The organism is Xanthomonas sp. NCPPB 2866 (assembly GCF_041475745.2).
GTDB lineage: Bacteria > Pseudomonadota > Gammaproteobacteria > Xanthomonadales > Xanthomonadaceae > Xanthomonas > Xanthomonas arboricola.
The window spans coordinates 610,449-630,939 of record NZ_CM192975.1 but is presented as its reverse complement, the minus strand read 5'-3'; the positions used below and the strand labels follow the sequence as shown (position 1 = coordinate 630,939).

At 67.6% G+C, this 20,491-nt stretch carries 17 protein-coding genes; 9 read left to right on the top strand and 8 right to left on the bottom strand.

The features are described from left to right. Positions 1-256 precede the first annotated feature (256 nt). The 5 genes from ACCQ04_RS02720 to ACCQ04_RS02700 form a co-directional block, all read right to left on the bottom strand. Positions 257-1,330: a 3-deoxy-7-phosphoheptulonate synthase gene (locus ACCQ04_RS02720; protein WP_046345560.1), complete on the bottom strand. Its 1,074-nt coding sequence runs from the start codon at positions 1,328-1,330 to the stop codon at positions 257-259. 27 nt (positions 1,331-1,357) lie between these two features. Continuing rightward, positions 1,358-1,567, bottom strand: coding sequence for a hypothetical protein (locus ACCQ04_RS02715; protein ID WP_126750501.1), 210 nt, complete (start codon positions 1,565-1,567; stop codon positions 1,358-1,360). A 224-nt stretch (positions 1,568-1,791) separates the two neighbouring features. Continuing rightward, positions 1,792-4,683 (bottom strand): TonB-dependent receptor plug domain-containing protein, encoded by a 2,892-nt coding sequence (locus ACCQ04_RS02710; RefSeq protein WP_065032202.1) that lies wholly within the window; start codon positions 4,681-4,683, stop codon positions 1,792-1,794. Positions 4,684-5,596: 913 nt separating this feature from the next. Further along, a complete protein-coding gene (gene groL, locus ACCQ04_RS02705; RefSeq protein ID WP_039523170.1) occupies positions 5,597-7,237 on the bottom strand; it encodes a chaperonin GroEL in 1,641 nt (546 codons plus the stop codon). A gap of 136 nt (positions 7,238-7,373) precedes the next feature. Beyond that, positions 7,374-7,661 (bottom strand): co-chaperone GroES, encoded by a 288-nt coding sequence (locus tag ACCQ04_RS02700; RefSeq protein WP_003483210.1) that lies wholly within the window; start codon positions 7,659-7,661, stop codon positions 7,374-7,376. 442 nt (positions 7,662-8,103) lie between these two features. On the opposite strand from ACCQ04_RS02700, the gene ACCQ04_RS02695 reads away from it, so the two are divergent. From ACCQ04_RS02695 to accC, 7 genes are all read left to right on the top strand, one after another. Beyond that, positions 8,104-9,915 (top strand): endonuclease, encoded by a 1,812-nt coding sequence (locus tag ACCQ04_RS02695; RefSeq protein ID WP_226426921.1) that lies wholly within the window; start codon positions 8,104-8,106, stop codon positions 9,913-9,915. Positions 9,916-10,365: 450 nt separating this feature from the next. After that, a complete protein-coding gene (gene cutA, locus ACCQ04_RS02690; protein WP_024940554.1) occupies positions 10,366-10,698 on the top strand; it encodes a divalent-cation tolerance protein CutA in 333 nt (110 codons plus the stop codon). Between the two features lie 5 nt (positions 10,699-10,703). Then, positions 10,704-13,028, top strand: a complete 2,325-nt coding sequence (locus ACCQ04_RS02685) for a protein-disulfide reductase DsbD family protein (RefSeq protein WP_226426922.1) — start codon at positions 10,704-10,706, stop codon at positions 13,026-13,028. Between the two features lie 450 nt (positions 13,029-13,478). Next, entirely contained in the window at positions 13,479-13,925 is a 447-nt protein-coding gene (gene aroQ, locus ACCQ04_RS02680) for a type II 3-dehydroquinate dehydratase (protein ID WP_039811529.1), read from the top strand. A 97-nt stretch (positions 13,926-14,022) separates the two neighbouring features. After that, positions 14,023-14,508 (top strand): acetyl-CoA carboxylase biotin carboxyl carrier protein, encoded by a 486-nt coding sequence (accB, locus tag ACCQ04_RS02675; protein ID WP_016903367.1) that lies wholly within the window; start codon positions 14,023-14,025, stop codon positions 14,506-14,508. Between the two features lie 23 nt (positions 14,509-14,531). Further along, complete coding sequence (locus tag ACCQ04_RS02670) at positions 14,532-14,987, top strand: four helix bundle protein (RefSeq protein ID WP_184457347.1); 456 nt, start codon at positions 14,532-14,534, stop codon at positions 14,985-14,987. Then, on the top strand, positions 14,977-16,344 hold the full coding sequence (accC, locus tag ACCQ04_RS02665; RefSeq protein ID WP_016903366.1) for an acetyl-CoA carboxylase biotin carboxylase subunit: 1,368 nt from the start codon (positions 14,977-14,979) through the stop codon (positions 16,342-16,344). Before ACCQ04_RS02670 ends, accC begins: the two co-directional genes overlap by 11 nt. 186 nt (positions 16,345-16,530) lie before the next feature. Here the strand turns inward: accC and ACCQ04_RS02660 are convergent, their stop codons facing one another. Together ACCQ04_RS02660 and ACCQ04_RS02655 are read right to left on the bottom strand one after the other, a co-directional pair. Then, positions 16,531-16,896 (bottom strand): hypothetical protein, encoded by a 366-nt coding sequence (locus ACCQ04_RS02660; protein ID WP_016903365.1) that lies wholly within the window; start codon positions 16,894-16,896, stop codon positions 16,531-16,533. Further along, on the bottom strand, positions 16,893-17,819 hold the full coding sequence (locus ACCQ04_RS02655) for a hypothetical protein (protein ID WP_046345555.1): 927 nt from the start codon (positions 17,817-17,819) through the stop codon (positions 16,893-16,895). Before ACCQ04_RS02655 ends, ACCQ04_RS02660 begins: the two co-directional genes overlap by 4 nt. Positions 17,820-18,186: 367 nt before the next feature. On the opposite strand from ACCQ04_RS02655, the gene prmA reads away from it, so the two are divergent. Continuing rightward, positions 18,187-19,107 (top strand): 50S ribosomal protein L11 methyltransferase, encoded by a 921-nt coding sequence (prmA, locus tag ACCQ04_RS02650; protein ID WP_039509979.1) that lies wholly within the window; start codon positions 18,187-18,189, stop codon positions 19,105-19,107. 12 nt (positions 19,108-19,119) lie between these two features. Here the strand turns inward: prmA and ACCQ04_RS02645 are convergent, their stop codons facing one another. Beyond that, positions 19,120-19,629 (bottom strand): hypothetical protein, encoded by a 510-nt coding sequence (locus tag ACCQ04_RS02645; RefSeq protein ID WP_372358765.1) that lies wholly within the window; start codon positions 19,627-19,629, stop codon positions 19,120-19,122. Between the two features lie 141 nt (positions 19,630-19,770). Between ACCQ04_RS02645 and ACCQ04_RS02640 the strand changes: the two genes are divergently transcribed. Continuing rightward, positions 19,771-20,148, top strand: a complete 378-nt coding sequence (locus tag ACCQ04_RS02640) for a helix-turn-helix transcriptional regulator (protein WP_054591306.1) — start codon at positions 19,771-19,773, stop codon at positions 20,146-20,148. The last annotated feature ends 343 nt before the right edge of the window (positions 20,149-20,491 follow it).

Here is a 20,491-nt window from a genome sequence, read left to right as displayed (position 1 = left end):
GCGGCAGGACGGCTCTCTCCCCCTCCTGCCGCTGGGCGCGACGGGTCACCACTGGGTGGTGTCCAATCCGTCGGGCCGGCTCCCTGCGCCGGCCCGGCGTTCTCGTTCTGGAGCGGCCATCAGCACGCGTGCGCTTGTGTTCACTGCCAGGCTGCTCGAGAGGGGCTTCTCCCTTCTCCCGGCGAGAGAAGGTGGCGCGTAGCGCCGGATGAGGGTCCGCGCGAAGCCTCGTGTTCTCGCCCCACCGCATCAACGATCACGCAGCTTCGGCAACCCGCCTTGCGCGACGTGCGCGTACGGCTGTCGCCAGGCGCTCAAGCACCTGCACCGAGGCGTCCCACCCCAGGCAGCCGTCGGTGATGCTCTGGCCGTAGGTCAGTGCGCAGCCCGGCACCAGTTCCTGGCGTCCGCCGACCAGGTGGCTTTCCACCATGACGCCGACGATGCGGGTCTCGCCGCCTTCCAGTTGCGTGGCGATATCGTCGATGACCTTGGGCTGGTTCTCGGGATTCTTGCCGCTGTTGGCGTGGCTGGCGTCGATCATCAGGCGGGCCGGCAAGCCGGACGTGTTGAGCACCTGGCTGGCCGCTTCCACATTGGCCGCGTCGAAGTTGGGCTGCTTGCCGCCACGCAGGATCACGTGGCAATCCGGGTTGCCTGCGGTCGCGGCCACCGCAGTGTGGCCGTCCTTGGTCACGGCCAGGAAATGATGCGGGTGCGAGGCCGCACCCACCGCGTCCACCGCAATCTTGACGTCGCCGCCGGTGCCGTTCTTGAAGCCCACCGGGCACGACAGGCCCGAGGCCATTTCGCGATGCACCTGGCTTTCGGTGGTGCGTGCGCCGATCGCGCCCCAGGCCACCAGGTCGGCGATGTACTGCGGCGAGATGATGTCGAGGAATTCCACACCGGCCGGCAGGCCGAGGTTGTTGATGTCGCGCAGCAGACCGCGCGCCACCCGCAGGCCCTTGTTGATCTGGAAGCTGCCATCCAGATCCGGATCGTTGATCAGGCCCTTCCAGCCGATGGTGGTGCGCGGCTTTTCGAAGTACACCCGCATCACGATCTCCAGCGCGTCGCCGAACTGCTCGCGCAGCGGGCGCAGGCGGTGCGCGTAGTCCATCGCCGCGACCGGATCGTGGATCGAGCAGGGCCCGATCACCACCGCCAGGCGGTCGTCACGGCCATGCAGGATCTCGTGCAGCGCGGCACGCGAATTGGTCACGGTCTCGGAGGCGCGCTCGTCGCAGGGCAGCAGCGACAGCAGCTGCGAGGGCGGGGCAAGGGCTTCGATCTTGCGGATACGCAGGTCATCGGTCACAGGCGGCATAACAGTGTCTCGGTGGGCGGTGTTGCATCAGGGAGCCAGGCGCGGCGGCAACAAAAAAGCCGCCAGTGTGCGCTGGCGGCTTTTCGGGAATGCTGCTGAAGATTTCTTCAGGGTGAGCGCAATCCGTCCTCCGCCAGCGGCATCGGAAAACCGTAGTACCAAAAGTAAAACTGGCTGCGGGGTGCGTTCATTGAGTGCATTGATACCACGCACGTTTGGCCGTTGCCACTGTTTCATCGGCAACGGAACGTTGCAGCGCTGCCAATGCGGGGGGCCTGCAGGCCGCATGTGTCGCGCCGACCACCGCGGCGCACGACAAGCTGGGCGAACCGATGCGCGGCATTACCACGCGCGCGTTGGCAGGCCGGGATCGCGTACGGCTTGCCTGTGCAGATGCCATCGACCATGCATCGCACGCCACGGCGCTGTGCCGTGACGTGCGATGCGGCCACCACCTTCAATCAGAACGTAAACACATATTCCGCCGCCACTTCGCGGCCGATCGGGTTGAACAAGGTGGTGTTGTAGAAGCCGTAACCGTAGAAGCGCTCCTTGTTCTCGTAGCCCACTTCGTTGAACACGTTGTTGACGTAGAAGTTGACCTTGGCGTGGTCGGTGATCCTGTAGCCGGTGCTGAGGTTCCAGTAGATCGCCGGGCCGACGCGGCCGAAGTAGCGCTTGCTGCTCTCGCCCAGATGCACGTTGGCGGTGTCGGTGACCACGCATGCGTCCGAGGCACTGGGTTGGTAGCCGTCGTCGAAGCGCTCGCAGGTGCCCCAGTTGACCGCGCGCATGGACCCGAGCCGGCGGAAGTACACCGTCCAGTCCCAGGCGCCGCCGTTGTCCCAGTGCACGCTGCCGCGCACACGGCTGCGCACGCGTTCGTCGCGGCGGTTTTCATCGCTGTCGGTGCGGTAGATCTGCTCGCGATAGGCCAGCAGATTGTTGTAGTCCAGCGACAACTGGAAGTTGCCCCAACCCGCCGTGGCAAGCCGGTATTTCAGCGAGGCGTCGATGCCGGAGGTTTCCATCTGCGCCAGGTTGATCGGGCCGCGCTCGATGCTGGCAATGGTGCCGTCGGCATTGCGCAACACGCGCGAGGTGATGGTGTCGCAATAGCCGGCGCCGCCGGGATTGTTCCAGGCGCCGCCGCTGATGGTGGTGCCGGTGCGGCAGCCGGCTTCGGCCGAGAGGATCTCGTCGCGGTCCAGATCCTTGATCATTTCCTCCAGCTCGATGCGGTAGTAATCCACGCTCAGAGACAGACCCTGCACGATGTCCCACACCACCCCGCCGGTGAACGAGCGGCCGGTTTCCGAGCGCAGATCCGGCGTGCCGCGACGGTTCACGTCCACGGTGTAGTAGATGTTGCTGTTCTCGTCGTTGCAGCCGCCGGTGAGATACGCGCCGGTGGCGATGCAGCGGTATTGGTCGATCACGGTCTGGTTGGTGGAGCTGGGTTCGCCGAGCACGTAATGCATGTCCGGCGCGCGGAAGCTGGTGGCCAGCGTGCTGCGCACCAACAGGCTCTCGACCGGGCGCCATTCCAGACCCGCGCTCCAGGTGGTGTCGCTTTGGGTGCCGACATCGGTCGGAATCGCCGCAGAAGAACGGTAACTGCCGTAGCGATCGTAGCGGCCGGCGACATTGGCGCTCAGCGTCGACAGCAGCGGAATCTGCAATTCCAGCCCGGCCGAACTGCGCATGCGCTCGCCGCCGCCACTGTCCACCACATCGACCGGATAGCACTCGTTGGCGCAGGGGTCGGGCGACAGCTGGTAGCCCTGCTTGGCGACTTCGGCCACGGTGGCGAAGCGGATCGGCCCGGCCCAGCCCTGCACCAGATCGCCGCTCAGGCTGAAGCTGGCCTGGTTCACCCACGAATACGCCGAGTTATGCGATTTGGCGACCAGCTCGTCGTACTCGCTCGAGGACAGCGGCGCATACAGGCGCGCCTGGTTGATCGCATAGATCGGCGTGCCGTCGGCGGCGGTGCCGGTGGGGCTGCCGAGGAAATAATCGGTGGCGCGGGCGGTGTCCACGGTGCGTACGTATTCGTCCACCGTGTAGCGCGAGCGGCCCACGCTCAGCTCCCAGTCGAAGCGGTCGGCCCACACGCCACGCAAGCCGGCGCTCAGGTCCCAGGACTGCTCCTTGTTGTAGTTGGCCAGCCGGTCCCAACCACCGGCCTCGCGCCGGGTGAGCTGCCGGATCGCGTACAGCGAGCGGCCGGTGTCGGCGTCCTGGAACGGGCCCAGATACACGTACGGCGGGTCGTAGGTCCAGCGGCCGATGCTGCGGTTGGCCGACAGCGTGGCCCAGGCTTCGGTGTGCTCGCCGAACTTCCAGGTGCCGTAGAGATAGGCCGAGTAGTCCTCGCTGCCGGTGACCAGCCCCCAGTCGCCGTAGTCGCGGGCCACGCCGCAGTAGTCGCCGGCGTTGGTGACCACCCCGGTGTTCTGGTTGTAGCTCAGCCGCTGCCCGTCGATGAACTCGCCGCCGAAGCGCGCGCAGGTGCCGGCGGGCGGCGCGAGGCGTTCGTTGGTGTTGGCATCGACCAGGCTCAGGCCGGTGAACGGGTTGAAGCCGTAGCGGCGGTTCTGCCCGGTCCAGTTGGAATAGGCCATGTCGTCGGAATCGTCCATCTCGGGGCGATCGCGCCCGCTCAGCGGATCGCGCCGGGTGGCCTGCAGCGCGTAGGTCAGGCTCCAGTTCTCGCCGGTGCGCCCGCCGGCCCAGGACACGTCGAAGCTGTCGCGGCCGCCTTCGGTGGCAGTGCCGCCGCGCAGCCGCACCTGGTCGCCCTGGTAATCGCGTTTGAGGATCACGTTGACCACGCCAGCCACTGCGTCCGAGCCGTAGATCGCCGAGGCGCCGCCGGTCAGGATGTCGATGCGCTCCACCGCCGCGGACGGGATGTTGCTGTAGTTGGAAAAGTTGCTCTCGCCGCCGTACGGCAGCGGGTAGTCGGCCACGCGGTGGCCGTTGACCAGCAGCAGGGTACGGCCCGGGCCCAGGTCGCGCAGGTTGATCGGCGAGGCGTTGGGCGTATGCGAGCCCCACTGCGTATCGGCCTCCACCGAGCCCTGCTGGTTCATGCTGTTGAGCACGTCGTAGACGGTGGCGAAGCCCTCCTGCTGGATCTGCTGCGCAGAGATGGTGACCACCGGTTGCGCGCCTTCGACCTGCGCGCGCTTGATGCGCGAGCCGGTGACGCTGACCGCATCCAGGGTGGAGGTGGCGCGCGGTTGCTCCGGCTCGGCCTGCTGGGCCGCCGCCGACGGTGCGATGGCGGCGGTCAGGGCGAGGGACAAGGAAATCGACAAGGCAAGGCGATGACTGCGGCAGTTCATAAGATCCCCGGGAGAGGCCGGCATGGCCGGCGTGGCGTTCCACTGCAACGACGCCTGCGAGCGATGCACCGCATCGCCGCCCCCTGTCCGATGGCCCCCCGACCGTTCGGCGCAAGCGCCTGCCCAGCGACGCTAGGTTGGCGCTGACATCGATGTCAACACACTGTCATGCAAGTGTGATGGGGTTCGCGATCCACGCGATGGCACGCACGTCGACACGGTTGGGGCCGCGAACCGATTGCGCAAGCCAATGGCATCGCCCCTGCGTAGGAGCGCACCCGGGCGCGACTGGGGCATTCCCGGTGAAGCCCATTCGCGCCCTGGGGCGCTCCTACGGGGTCATGGGGTTTGCGTGGCCATGCAAGCGCCGAGTTCGACACGGTTGGGGCCGCGAACCGATTGCGCGGACCGCTGGCATCTGCGCCGCGTAGGAGCGCACCCGGGCGCGATTGGGGCATTCCCGGTGAAGCTCCTTCGCGCCCTGGGGCGCTCCTACGGGGTCATGGGGTTTGCGTGGTTATGCACGCGTGGGTTCGACACGGTCGAGTTCGCGAACCGTTGGCCGCATCGGTGCCCGGTAGGAGCGCACCCGGGCGCGATTGGGGCATTCCCGGTGAAGCCCTTTCGCGCCCAGGGGCGCTCCTACGGGGTCATGGGGTTTGCGTGGTTATGCACGCGTGGGTTCGACACGGTCGGGTTCGCGAATCGTTGGCCGCATCGGTGCCCGGTAGGAGCGCACCCGGGCGCGATTGGGGCATTCCCGGTGAAGCCCTTTCGCGCCCAGGGGCGCTCCTACGGGTCATGATGGGGTCTGCGTGGCCACGCACGACCTCTTGCGGCATCCACGATTGCCCACAAAAAAACCCCGCCTTTCGGCGGGGTCCTTTGTGCTGCAACAGCCGAGTGGCGTGGATCAGAAATCCATGCCGCCCATGCCGCCCATGCCACCGCCGGCCGGCATCGCCGGCTCGTCCTTCTTCGGTGCATCGGCCACCATGGCTTCGGTGGTGATCATCAGGCCGGCGATCGAGGCTGCGTTCTGCAGCGCCGAGCGGGTGACCTTGGTCGGATCCAGGATGCCGAACTCGACCATGTCGCCGAACTCGCCGTTGGCCGCGTTGTAGCCGTAGTTGCCGGTGCCTTCCTTGACCTTGTTCAGGATCACGGACGGCTCTTCGCCGGCATTGGCCACGATTTCGCGCAGCGGGGCTTCCATCGCGCGCAGGGCGATCTGGATGCCGTGGGTCTGGTCTTCGTTGGCACCGGTCAGGTTACCGACGGCCACCAGCGCACGCACCAGGGCCACACCGCCGCCCGGGACCACGCCTTCTTCGACGGCTGCACGGGTGGCGTGCAGGGCGTCTTCGACGCGGGCCTTCTTTTCCTTCATTTCGATTTCGGTCGACGCGCCGACCTTGATCACTGCAACGCCACCGGCCAGCTTGGCCACGCGCTCCTGCAGCTTCTCTCGGTCGTAATCGGACGAGGTGTCTTCGATCTGGGTCTTGATCTGGCCAACGCGGGCTTCGATCGTGGCCGAGTCGCCGGCGCCGTCGATGATGGTGGTGTTCTCCTTGGAGACCTGCACCTTCTTCGCGCGGCCCAGGTCCTTGATCGTGGCCTTCTCCAGCGCCAGACCCACTTCCTCGGAGATCACGGTGCCGCCGGTCAGCACGGCCATGTCTTCCAGCATCGCCTTGCGACGGTCGCCGAAGCCCGGTGCCTTGACGGCCACGACCTTGACGATGCCACGGATGGTGTTGACCACCAGGGTGGCCAGCGCTTCGCCTTCGACTTCTTCAGCGACGATCAGCAACGGCTTGCCGGCCTTGGCCACGCCTTCCAGCACGGGCAGCAGGTCGCGCACGTTGGAGATCTTCTTGTCGTGCAGCAGGATGAACGGGTCGTCCAGGTCGGCCGACTGGCTCTGCTGGTTGTTGATGAAGTACGGGGAGAGGTAGCCGCGATCGAACTGCATGCCCTCGACCACGTCCAGCTCGTTTTCCAGGCCCGAGCCTTCTTCAACGGTGATCACGCCTTCCTTGCCGACCTTCTGCATCGCTTCGGCAATGATGTTGCCGATCGACTCGTCCGAGTTGGCCGAGATGGTGCCGACCTGGGCAATCGCCTTGTCGTCGGTGGTGGGCTTGGAGATGTTCTTCAGCTCGACGACGGCGGCCTTGACGGCCTGGTCGATACCGCGCTTGAGGTCCATCGGGTTCATGCCGGCGGCCACGGCCTTGGCGCCTTCGCGGATCAGGGCCTGGGCCAGCACGGTGGCGGTGGTGGTGCCGTCGCCGGCGTTGTCGTTAGTCTTGGAAGCGACTTCCTTGACCATCTGCGCGCCCATGTTCTCGAACTTGTCAGCCAGTTCGATTTCCTTGGCGACGGAGACGCCGTCCTTGGTGATGGTCGGCGCGCCGAAGCTCTTCTCGAGCACGACGTTGCGGCCCTTCGGGCCCAGGGTGGCCTTGACGGCATTGGCAAGCACGTTGACGCCACGAACCATGCGGGTACGTGCGTCTTCACCGAAACGAATGTCTTTAGCAGCCATTTGTTGTAACTCCGGAATTTGAGATTGGGGATTGGGGATTGGCTAAAGCGGGGTTCGGGGGAGATGCGGGATCAGCTGCGCCAAGCGCAGTGGCCAATCCCGAATCCCCACTCCCGAATCCCGCCGGCAACGGCTATCAGCCGATGACCGCCAGGATGTCGTCTTCGCGCAGCACCTTGTACTCGACGCCTTCGGACTTGTAGCTGCTGCCGGCGTACTGGCCGTAGATGACCTTGTCGCCGACCTTGACCACCGGCGCGCGCAGGCTGCCGTTGTCCAGGGGCTTGCCGGCGCCGATGGCGACGACTTCACCCTTGGTGGACTTTTCCTTGGCGGAGTCCGGGATCACGATGCCGCCGGCGGAAACTTCGTCGGCTTCGATCGGCTTGACTACAACGCGGTCGTGAAGCGGCTTGATGCTCATAGAGAAAGACCCTCTTAAGTGATTGATTGGTCTGGAAATTATCGGCGATGTTAGCACTCGCATGTGACGACTGCCAGCACAGCGCGCGGAAAAAACCCGACAGAGCGGGTGCGGGCCAGAGATTGTGCTGTGTGGCCAGCTTTCAAGGGCTGGGGGCAAAAAATTTTCGCCGGGCAGTTCCGTGCCAGGACCGCGAAGCGGCCGACACGACCTGGCGCGCATTGCCCGCTGGCGACGGTCAGCCGGGTGGGAACCGTGGTGGGAACCGGGCTGCGCAATCGCCGGCTGCGCCTGAGACCGTCTACCGAGCCACTGGCACGCCGGACAGTGCGCACCGAGCAGTCGCCGGAGCAGCCGCTCTAAAAATGGAACCAGGTTCCACCGATTGTCATGCACACGTTTTACAGTCGGCCACGCATTCCCCGATCACAAGGAGCTGTCGATGAGGTTGCCGTCCCCTGCCCGTGCTTTCCCCTTGCGCTGGGCCCCCAGCTGCACGCTTCCGCTGGCCTGTGCGCTCGCGCTGGCCGTCCCCACCGCCCACGCGGCGGTGTTCATCAACGAACTGCATTACGACGACGCAGGCGCCTCCGGCGACAGCGGCGAAGGGGTGGAAGTGGTGGCCACCGCCGGCGAATCGCTGAGCGGCTACCGCATCTATCTGTACAACGGCAGCACGCCGGGCGCGGCGACGGTCTACGCCAACACGGCGGTGCCGGCAGGCAGCCTGGTCAGCTGCGGCAGCCAGGTGCGCGTGGTCACGGTCGGCTACGCCAGCAACGGCGTGCAGAACGGGCCCAACGACGGCGTGGCGCTGGTCGACCCCAACGGCCAGCTGGTGCAGTTCCTCAGTTACGAAGGCGCCATCACCGCCAGCGGCGGCCCTGCCGCCGGCATCACCAGCCAGAACCTGCCGGTCAGCGAGAGCAACAGCAGCGCGGTCGGCAGCTCGCTGCAACTGACCGGCACCGGCAGCAGCGCGTCCAACTTCAGCTGGGCCGGCTCGTCGGCGCAGACCTTTGGCGCGTGCAACCGCGGCCAGAGCTTCAACGGCAGCGGCGGTGGCGGCGAGACCGGCGCGGCACCGACGATCACCAGCACCACCCCGACCCAGGGCGCGACCGGCTTTCCCGCCGCCGGCGACCTGAGCGTGGGCTTCAGCGAGGCGGTGACGCTGAGCAGCGGCGCCTTCGCACTGAGCTGCGCCAGCTCCGGCACGGTGGCGCTGAGCTACCCGACCAGCGGCACCCGCTTCAGCCTGTCCACCAACACCGCCTTGGTCGGTGGCGAGCGCTGCACCCTGGCGATCACCGCCAGCGCCATCCGCGATGCCAGCGGGCTGAGCCCGGCCGCCAACCAGTCGATCGCCTTCACCGTGGCCACCGCCAGCGGCGGCGGCACCGGTTACTACTCGCGGGTCAACACCGCCAATGCCAGCCAGTTGCGCTGTTCGCTGCACACCGTGATCAAGGGCCACACGGTCTATCCGTACAGCGGCTCGGGCACCAGCACCTGGACCATCCTGGAGATGGCCGACGAAGATCCCAACAACAGCGGCCGGATCCTGGACGCCTACCGCAACCGCAGCTACGCCAAGGGCAGCGACCGTGCCGGCACCGGGAGCGGGCTGACCTACAACCGCGAGCACACCTGGCCCAACTCGCTGGGCTTCGGCAGCGCCAGCGGCGACAAGGGGCTGCCGTATGCGCCCTACACCGACACCCACATGCTGTATCTGACCGACACCGCCTTCAACGCCGACCGCGGCAACAAGCCGTACGCGGCCTGCACCAGCAGCTGCGGCGAGCGGGTCACCGAGGTCAATGACGGCAGTGGCGGCGGCAGCGGGCGCTATCCGGGCAATTCCAACTGGGTGCGCACCCCGGATGGCAACGGCGGCACCTTCGAGGTATGGGGCAAGCGCAAGGGCGACATGGCGCGTGCGGTGATGTACATGGCGATCCGCTATGAAGGCGGCACCGACGCGGCCACCGGGCAGTCCGAGCCGGACCTGGAACTCACCGACGACCGCAGCAAGATCGTGCAGACCTCGGCTTCGCCCGCCTATATGGGCCTGTTGTCCACGCTGCTGGCCTGGCACCAGGCCGACCCGCCGGACGATGCCGAGCGGGCGCGCAACCAGGTGATCTTCAGCTTCCAGGGCAACCGCAACCCGTTCGTGGATCACCCCGAATGGGCGACCTCGAGCCTGTTCACCTCGGCCAAGCCGGCCAGCTGCCAGCTGGCCAATTGATCCGGCCCGGCCCGGTGCCCCAGGCGCCGGGCCGGGAGACGGCCTGCAGCGGCAATCCACATGCCCGCTCGCGCGCCTGCTGCGCAGTGCCGTCGGCCCCGCGACCTGCAACGTCAGTGGGCAGGCGCAGGACCTGGGTAACGCAGGTCGGCGTGTATGACAGCATCTACAAAACGCCAGTCGCAGCATGGCGTGCCTGCTGGGTGGATGAAATAACCGGCTGAGCCCCGGTTCGCTGTCTCGCCCGGCCAGCGCGTGGTCGCTCGGCCTGTTCCGACCACATCCCCGCACTACGCCCACTTACTCCGCTGCAGCGCCATCGCACCCTCGCATGGTCGGCCACCAATGCGCAGGCATCGCCGCCCAGCCGCCAGGCCCAGCGAACTTAATGCCCTGTTCCAGAATCTGCGGTCGATCCCCCGCAAACAGGGGATTACACTGCGCGGTCACATGAGCGCCTCTTCCCTCCATCTGTTGTTCAGTACCTGTCCGGATGCCGACAGCGCCGAGCGCATTGCGCGCGTGCTGCTGGACGAGCGCCTGGCCGCCTGCGTCACCCAGTTGCCCGGCGTGCAGTCGCTGTACCGCTGGAACGGGGCGATCGAGCGCAGCCAGGAAGTGCAACTGTTGATCAAGACCTGGGAAGACCGCCTGCCGGACGCCATCGCGCGGCTGCAGGCGCTGCATCCGTATGAACTGCCGGAGGCGATCGCGGTCCAAGCCAGCGCCGGGCTGCCGGCGTATCTCGATTGGGTCCGGGCCGAAACCCGCAAGGAATCCTGACGTCCATGAAGTCTCTGTCCCGCTGGATCGCCCGCTGCGCATTGCTGGCCATACCCTTGCTCGCCGCGCCGCTGGCGCTGGTGGCGCCCCTGCCCGCGCAGGCCGCGGTCACCGAGGCCGACCTGCTGCCGGTGGATCAGGCCTTCACCCTGAGCGCCACCGCCGATAGCCGCGACAGCATCGCGCTGCACTGGAAGATCGCGCCGGGCTATTACCTGTATCGCCACCGCATCAGCGTCAAATCCGGGCAAGGCTTTGCCGCCGGCGAGCTGGCGCTGCCGGAAGGCGAGAGCAAGCACGACGAGTTCTTCGGCCAGGTGCAGACCTACCGCAAGCAGCTGCAGGCAAGGCTGGCCGGCAAGGCCGATGCCGGGTTGCAGACCGCCGTGCTGCAGGTGCAATACCAGGGCTGCGCCGACGCCGGCGTGTGCTACCCGCCGCAACGCCGCGAGCTGCGCGTGCGCCTGCCCGATGCCTCGGCTCCCGCCACGACGCCCGCCACCCCACGCGAAAACCTGGGCGCACTGGTGCCGCGCGCACCGGCAGGCCCGCGGCTGTTCGGCAGCACCGGCCAGGCCGCCGGCGTGGACGCACTGCCGCTGCCGGCCGAGCAGGCCTTCACCTTCGAAGCCATCGTCGGCGACGGCAACAGCCTGCTGCTGCGCTTCACCCCCGCGCCCGGCTATTACATCTACCGCGACCGCACCTCGCTGGCGCTGGAAGGCGCCGGCGGCGTGCGTCCCGGGCTGCCGCGCTGGCCGCAGGGCAAGGCGCACCGCGATGAGCACTTCGGCGATGTGGTGGTGTATTTCGACCAGGCCGAAGTCACCTTGCCGCTGCTGCGCGAGCATGCCGAACCGGTCAAGGCGACCCTGGTGGCGACCTTCCAGGGCTGCCAGACCGATGGCATCTGCTACCCGCCGATGACCCGTCGGGTGGCGCTGGAGTTGCCCGCCGGCACGGTGTCGCCGCAGAACCAGGCGCAGGCGGCGCCGCTGATGATCTCGCCGCTGCCGGCCGGGCAGCTGCCTGCGGAACCGGCGCCGGCACCGACGCCCGCGGCGACTGCAGCGCCGGCCGCAGATGCCTCGGCCGACAATCCGCAGCGCACCCAGCCGCCGCACACCGACAAGGGCTTGCTGGCCATGCTGGTGCTGGCCCTGCTCGGCGGGCTGGTGTTGAACCTGATGCCCTGCGTGCTGCCGATCCTGTCGCTGAAGGTGCTGGGCCTGGCCCACAGCGGCGAGAGCCGCAGCCACGCGCGCAGCCATGCGATCTGGTATTCGCTGGGCGTGCTGGTGTCGTTTGCGGCGATCGGCGCGCTGGTGATCGGCCTGCGCGCGGCCGGGCAGGCGGCCGGCTGGGGCTTCCAGCTGCAGCAGCCGTGGTTCGTCGCGGCGCTGGCCTATCTGATGTTTGCGGTGGGCCTGAGCCTGTCGGGCGTGTTCACGCTGGGCAGCAATCTGGGCGGCATCGGCCAGTCGCTGGCAGCGCGCAATGGCCCGCTGGGCGATTTCTTCACCGGCGTACTGGCCTGCGTGGTGGCCAGCCCCTGCATCGCCCCGTTCATGGGCACCGCACTGGCGTATGCCTTCACCGCCCCGGCGCTGCTGGCGATGCTGGTGTTCCTGGCGCTGGGCCTGGGCCTGGCGCTGCCGTTCCTGCTGATCGGCTTCATTCCCTCGCTGGCGCGGCGCCTGCCCACGCCCGGCGCGTGGATGGAAACGCTCAAGCAGGTGCTGGCGTTCCCGATGTATCTCACTGCGATCTGGCTGCTGTGGGTGCTGGGCAAGCAGCGCGGCGTGGACGCGCTGGCGCTGATGCTGGTTGGCGCCACCCTGCTGGCACTGGGCCTGTTCTGCTTCGAGCGCAGCCGCTGGAAGAGCCATCGCATCGGCATGGGCCTGGCCGCGGTGATGCTGGTGCTGGCGATCGTGCCGGTGGTCGGGGTCACCCGCCTGCGCCTGCCGGCCGCCACTGCCGCCGAAGGCGTAGTGGCGTTCTCGCCGCAGTTGCTGGACCGCCTGCGCGCCGACAACCGCGTGGTGTTCGTCAACATGACCGCCGACTGGTGCGTGACCTGCAAGGCCAACGAGAAGAACGTGCTGAGCAGCGCCGACTTCCGCGACGCACTGCGCCGCGTCGACGCGGTCTACATGAAAGGCGACTGGACCAACGTCGACCCCAGGATCAGCGCCTTCCTCGACCAGCACCAGGCTGTCGGCGTGCCGCTGTACGTGGTCTACGGCCCCGGCGCGCCGCCGGCGGTGCTGCCGACCGTGCTGACCAACGCGATCACCGAGGATGCGTTGCTGCGCGCGGCTAGGTGAGCCGGTCGGTCAGACCCGCGGGCCGGCACGCTGGCTCGACCGGCGTGCCTGATGCATGGACGGCATGGGTCGATGATGAAGGGAGCGAGCGCCGATCGGCGCTGAAGTGGCTGGATCCCGGCGAACACCAGCCGGCGTTGCCGAGCACGCCGCTCGACAGCACGACAGATAGCAGGGGCCGGGACGCACGGCAGCGAACGCACCGCTTCCGCGAATGGACGCGCTGCACTACGCCCCATGGTGATTCAGCAGATGGTCGGCATGCGATCGACCGACCGGGAAGGCTGGGCGCCTGCCGCGAAACCGCAGCCCCACAGGGCCTGGCACACCCACGCGGCAGCGTGCCACCGCGAAATTAAAACAATCGTTTAAAACAGACCTAACTTCGCCTATCTGGACAGCATCGGCGACATCGCGCAGACTTCCGGCCTTTCCGCTCTCCCGGATGTCATGGCCCACCTGCTGCTGTTGCACGGCCCCAATCTCAACCTGCTCGGCACCCGCGAGCCGGATGTCTACGGGCGCACCACGCTGGCGCAGATCGATGCGGCCCTGGTGGACCGTGCGCAGGCCGCCGGGCATGCGCTGGCCTGCCTGCAGTCCAATGCCGAGCACGTGCTGGTGGAGCGCATCCACGCCGCGCGCGAGGACGGCACCGCCTACATCCTGATCAACCCGGCCGCCTTCACCCATACCTCGGTGGCGCTGCGCGACGCGCTGCTGGGCGTGGGATTGCCGTTCGTGGAAATCCATCTGTCCAACCCGCATGCGCGCGAGCCGTTCCGTCACCACAGCTATCTCAGCGACAAGGCCGACGGCGTGATCTGCGGCTTTGGTGCCGACAGCTACCGGCTGGCGCTGGAAGCGGTGATCGCGCGGCTGGAACGCGACGCATGACATCCCGCTCACCCACGCCGGCGCCCGCGCCGACGGCCTGACCCCCTTCCGCCGGCAGCCGCCGGCAACCTCCACCGATTCACCTCATGAGGCCCGTATGGATCTCCGCAAAATCAAGAAACTGATCGACCTGCTCGAAGAATCCAATCTCGCCGAAATCGAGATCAAGGAAGGCGAAGAAAGCGTGCGCCTGGCACGCGTGCCCAAGGGCACCACCGTGATGAGCGCGCCGGTGCAGCAGTACGCACCTGCCCCGCCCGCGCAGGCCCCGGCCGCCCCCAGCATGCCGATGCAGTCGCCCACCGAGGCCTCCACCGGCGGCGCCAAGCAGGCTGCCGCCCTGCCGGAAGGCCACGTGCTGCGCGCGCCGATGGTCGGCACGTTCTACACCTCGCCCTCGCCGGACAAGCCGGCCTTCGTCACCGTCGGCCAGCAGGTCAAGGCCGGCGAAACGCTGGCGATCATCGAGGCGATGAAGATGTTCAACCCGATCGAAGCCGACGTCTCCGGCACCATCGTGGCCATCCTCGGCGAAACCGGCCAGCCAGTGGAATTCGATCAGCCGTTGTTTGTGATTGGCTGAGCGGCGGGGATGGGAGAGTCGTGATGACAGCCATACGGCTGTGGAAAAGCCGGGATTCGCAAGAGCGACCGCATGAGCGCCTGATGGTCTGGCGCGATGCGATGTCGCTTGTCGAAGCGATCTACCGCCTGAGCCACGACTTTCCTGATTCCGAACGTTTCGGACTGACGGCACAGATGCGGCGCGCTGCGATCAGCGTGCCCTCCAACATTGCCGAAGGCGCCGCGCGGCGTTCCACTGCCGAGTACCTGCGTTATCTGTCGATGGCGCGGGGTTCGCTGGCGGAACTGGATACGCAACTGCAGATTGCCGCACGGCTGCAGTTCGGTTCGCCCGATACGGCAACCCTGGATCTTTTGAATCGCACGTTTGCCAGGCTCAATGCATTGATCCGCACGCTGGACGAATCGCGCCATCTGCGCGAGCCCGGCGCCCTCTACGAATCACCACTCTCGAATCCCCAATCCCATGCTAGATAAAGTCGTCATCGCCAACCGAGGTGAAATCGCGCTGCGCATCCTGCGCGCGTGCCACACGCTCGGCATCCGCACGGTCGCGGTGCATTCCACGGTCGACCGCAACCTCAAGCACGTGGCCATGGCCGACGAGTCGGTGTGTATCGGCCCGGCCGCCTCCAGCGACAGTTACCTCAACATCCCGGCGTTGATCGCCGCGGCCGAGGTGACCGATGCGCAGGCCATCCATCCCGGCTACGGCTTCCTGTCGGAAAACGCCGACTTTGCCGAGCGCGTGGAAGAATCCGGCTTCATCTTCATCGGCCCCAAGGCCGACACCATCCGCCTGATGGGCGACAAGGTGGAGGCGATTCGCGCGATGAAGGCCGCCGGCGTGCCGTGCGTGCCGGGTTCCGGCGGCCCGCTGGGCGACGACATCGTCGCCAACACCAAGGTGGCGCGCGAGATCGGCTACCCGGTGATCATCAAGGCCGCCGGCGGCGGCGGCGGGCGCGGCATGCGCGTGGTGCATTCGGAGGCCGCGTTGAAGGCCGCCATCGAAACCACCAAGTCCGAAGCCAAGGCCGCCTTCAGCAACGATCAGGTCTACATGGAGAAGTTCCTGGAAAATCCGCGTCACGTGGAAATCCAGGTGCTGGCCGACGGCCAGGGCGGCGCGATCCATCTGGGCGAACGCGATTGCTCGATGCAGCGCCGCCACCAGAAGGTGGTGGAAGAAGCGCCGGCCCCGGGCATCACCGAAGAACTGCGCAACGAGATCGGTAAGGTCTGCGTGGATGCCTGCATCCGCATCGGCTATCGCGGCGCGGGTACCTTCGAGTTCCTGTTCGAAGACGGGCGTTTCTACTTCATCGAAATGAACACGCGCATCCAGGTGGAGCATCCGGTCACCGAGCGCATCACCGGCATCGACCTGGTCTGCGAGCAGTTGCGCATTGCCGCCGGCCGCAAGCTGACCATCAAGCAGAGCGACATCGTGCTGCGTGGGCATGCGATCGAGTGCCGCATCAATGCCGAGGACCCGGAAACCTTCATGCCCAATCCGGGCCTGATCACCGCGTTCCATCCGCCCGGTGGCCCGGGCGTGCGTGTGGATACGCACATCTACGCCGGCTACAAGGTGCCGCCGAACTACGACTCGATGATCGGCAAGCTGATCGTGCATGGCCCCGATCGCGAGACCGCGATTGCGCGCATGCGCGTGGCGCTGAGCGAGATGGTGGTGGACGGCATCAAGACCAACATCCCGCTGCAGCAGCGCATCATGCGCGACAAGGGCTTCCAGGCCGGTGGGCAGAACATCCACTATCTGGAAAAGCGCCTGGCCGAGCGCAAGAACAAGTCGATCGCGCTGGTCTGATCGCACCGGCCAGTGCACCGCGCAACAAGCCCGGGAAACCGGGCTTGTTGCGTTATTTCCGGTGCATCGCGCCGGCAGTGCCTCACACGGCCAGCCGACCTATGCGTAGGAGCGCACCCGGGCGCGACCGCGCTTTATCGGTGGAACCTCGTCGCGCCCAGGTGCGCTCCTACCGGATCCTGGGTGCTAGCGGATCCGCGGCGCCGGCTGCTGGCTGCCCGGCACCGGCACGATGCCGCTGGAGGAGGCCGGGTCGACCACGGTCATGGTTTCGGTGGAGCCATCCGGCCACACCACCTGGAAGGTGGAGCCGGCCGGCAATGTCGAAAACGGCATCGCGCTGCTGGCGCGGTACACCGCGGCCACCTGGCTGGCGCCATGCCGTCGCTGCTGTTCGTCGGCGGCGACCGTGGTCGACTTGACCGACAGCGGCTGGTAGCGGTGATCGGCGGTGTCGATCATCACGATGCCCACGGCCGCGGCCGAATACGCCACGAACAACGCGACCCAGAACCAGAACTTGGCGCCATGCGCCAGGCGACGGTAATTCATGACTGCGCTCCCGGCTCGGAGACCAAGCTATCGACCATCTCATCCACTCTGTCTGCTCCCTGCCGCGGCACCGCGGCATCGAATACGAACGACACGAAATCCTGTGCGCTGTTGCGCGAGCAGATGCCCGCGTTGGCGCAATAACTGGTGACCAGGGTGCTGTCTGCACTGCAATCCAGCCCCAGCCGGCATGCAGCCACCTGCCAGGCCAGCTCGGCGAACTGATCGCCGGCCACGTAGCCGTCGAGGCTGTCATCGCCACTGGCGCGCGCGCCCATTGCCGGCGCCAGCGCCAGGTAGGCCTCCGGGTCGCGCGAGGCCAGCACGCGCTGCACCAGCGCGCGCTTGTAGCTGGGTGAGCGCTGCAGCGGCTCGCCTAGCGCCAGCAACGCCGCCTCGGCAGCCAGGTTGCCTGCACGCGCGGCTGCCTGCCGTTGCTGCGCCACCAGCCGCGGGCTTAGGCCGTCGCTGGGCGCAAAGCCGGCGCAGCGTTGCGCCACGCGCGTGCGCGCCGCGTGCATCGCCGCCACGCCGGGCGTGTGTTGCGCGGCGATCCAGGCGCTGTCGGCGGCGTAACCGGCCGGGCTGGACGCATACGGCGCGCAGTAATCGTAGACGCGGCTCAGGCGCCAGCCCGCCTGCGCATTGCCGGCGCGCACCTGCTGCTGCAACTGCTGCGCATAGCGGTACAGGTCAGGCTGCGCGTCCACCGCATCGCGGTAGGGCAGCTGCAGGGCAGTGCCGCGTTCGGCGGGCGCGTGCGCCACCGCTGCCGGCGCGCCGGCACGGGCATTGCTGGCAACCGCCGGCAGCGCGGCGGTGGGCGAATCGCCCGGTTGCGCGCGCACATGCCACCAGGCCGCCGCCGCGAGCGCGACGGGAGCCAGCAACAGCCAGAGATGGCGGGCACGAGCAAGCGGCATGGACAGCGGCGACCCTGCTGCGGAAAGCCCCGCAGCGACGGCGCGGAGTCTAGCACCCGCGCCCACGCACGCTGGCGCGCAAGCGGACGCTGCCGATGCGAACGGCGGACGGTGCATTGCATGAGGACGGTGATCTGCGCAGGTGTGGCGTGCGTGGTGCGCAGCGGGCGTCTGGTTGCCGGCGCGCCCGCGTGCTGCGCCGGCAGCGGCCGGCACCACCGCGCCGCATGTGCGGATTGCACCGATCAGGCGACGGCATCCGCCGTATCGCGCACGCGGTGCGTCTGCCTATCCGGCCCCCGTCGCGCAGGAGCCCGCCTGCATGAATGGTCTACGATGCACGCTTTCGAATTGCCCGACCGCCACGATGCCGTTTCTTGAACTGACCCTGCCCTGCTCCGACGCCACCCAGCCCCGTTACCAGAATGCGCTGGACGACATCGGCGCGCTGGCGGTGACGCTGCTCGACGCCAATGCCGATACCAGCAACGAGCGCGCCATTCTCGAGCCCGGCGTCGGCGAAACGCCGCTGTGGAACACCATGGTGCTGAACGCCCTGTTCGACGGCGACAGCGATGCGCTGGTGCTACTCGCCGCGCTGGAAGCGTTCGACCCCGGGCTGGACTGGAGCCAGGTCGCGTTCCGCACGGTCGACGACAGCGACTGGGAACGCGCCTGGATGGATCAGTTCAAGCCGATGCAGTTCGGCGCGCGCACCTTCATCGTGCCGTGGAATCACGCGCTGCCCGAGGCCGCGCAAGCGCCCGACGCCGCAGTGATCCGTCTGGATCCGGGCCTGGCGTTCGGCTCGGGCACGCACCAGACCACCGCGCTGTGCCTGCGCTGGCTGGACAGCCTGGCCGGCAGTGGCGAGCTGCAGGGCCGCAGCGTGCTGGATTTCGGCTGCGGTTCGGGCATTCTCGCCGTCGCCGCGCTGAAGTTGGGCGCGGCCAGCGCGGTGGGCGTGGACAACGATCCGCAGGCGCTGCTGGCCACTGCCGACAATGCCGAGCGCAACGCCTTGCAGGCGCAGCTGGCGGTGTACCTGCCGCAGGACGAGCCGGTGCAGACCTATCCGGTGGTGGTCGCCAACATCCTGGCCTCGGCGCTGGATGCGCTGGCCGACACCTTGTCCGCACGCGTGGCGCCGGGCGGACGGATTGCGCTGTCGGGCATCCTGCATGGTCAGGAAGAGGAGCTGCTGCAGCGCTACGCGCCCTGGTTCGAGCAACTGCGTTGCGAACGCGACGAAGACTGGATGCGCATCGACGGCGTGCGCCGCCACTGACGCCGCGTCGGGTCAGCGGTGTGGCCGGCCGGCGCGGATCTGCGCGGTGGTCACCGCATCGGCCACGCTGATGGCGCGCAGGCGGGTCACCGCCTGCCAGCCGGCACGCCGCAGCGCCGCGTTGCGCCACGGCCCGGCCTGCCGGGCCAGCTGCACGCGCAGGCCCAGCTCGGCCAGCAGCAACGCCGCCCAGGCCGGCAGCGACCACGTCCGCGGGCCCAGGCTGGCCAGGCCGCCGGCCAGCGCCAGCAAACCCACACTGAGCGCCAGCAGCCGCCAGTGCCGCTGGCGCAGCGCCCACCACCGCGGCGCCAGCCCGGCCGACCACTGCGTGCCGTCGGCCACCGCGGTCCACGCGTCCTGGCGCTGCCAGACCTGGTAACACGGCGCGCCCCGAAAGCGGGTGATCGCCGGATCCAGCGGCGAATGTGCCGGCCATGCCGCGGGCGGTGGCGCGGCGGGCGGCGTTGAAGGCGTGGTGGAACGGGCGGATTTGGGAGCGGCTGGCTCGACCATGGATATCCTCCTTGAGTTCGCTGTGATCCCGTCATCATTGACGCCCGGACAGTATCGCAAACATATCGGCATATGAAAGGTATACGAACTATCTCTGATTGCTGCTAGGGCTATATCTCCCGGCCCGTTCCCCACTCACGGTGCCGTGTGAGCAAGTTGTACGAACGCGTCCGCGAAGCCCGCGCCCTGACCAAGCTGACCCAGGAAGGTTTGGCCGGCGAGCTGGGCGTGACCCGTAGCGCGGTGGCGCAGTGGGAGATGGCCGAAGGCACCGCGCCTTCGGTGGACAACCTGATCGGCCTGGCCAAGCGCAGCGGCATGGCGTTCGAATACCTGGCCACCGGCCGCGGCGAGCGCACCTTCGGCCCACCGGTACCGACGATCGCCGAAGAACCCGCGCAGTACCGCCATCTGGACGAGCAGCAACGCGTGCTGCTGAACCGCTTCGACACGCTGGCGCCGCGCCAGCGCAGCGGCCTGCTCGATCTGTTGCTGGCCGAGGGCAAGACGCGGCGTCGGCGTTGAGTTGGGGATTCGGGAATCGGGAATCGGGAATCGGGAATCGGGAATCGGGAATCGGGGGCAGGCTGCTTGGGGCTTCGTTTGTGAGGCAAGCTCGGTGTTGGTAGCTGGCTCAGTCGGATGTGGATGACGTGCGCCGGTTGTTGCGTTTGCTCGTTGGCTGAAGTGCGGTCTGCGCTGGAATGCGGCCTTGGGCTGCGGCGGGGTGGTCACAGCGGCGCGACGGTTGGCCAGCCAACGGGATGCGTACCCCGCAGTCGATGGAAGCGGCATCTGCGCTTGCGGCTGCGTGCCGCACGCATGACGCGCCCGGGTTCGCCCATTGGCGTGCGCGTGGTTGAATAGG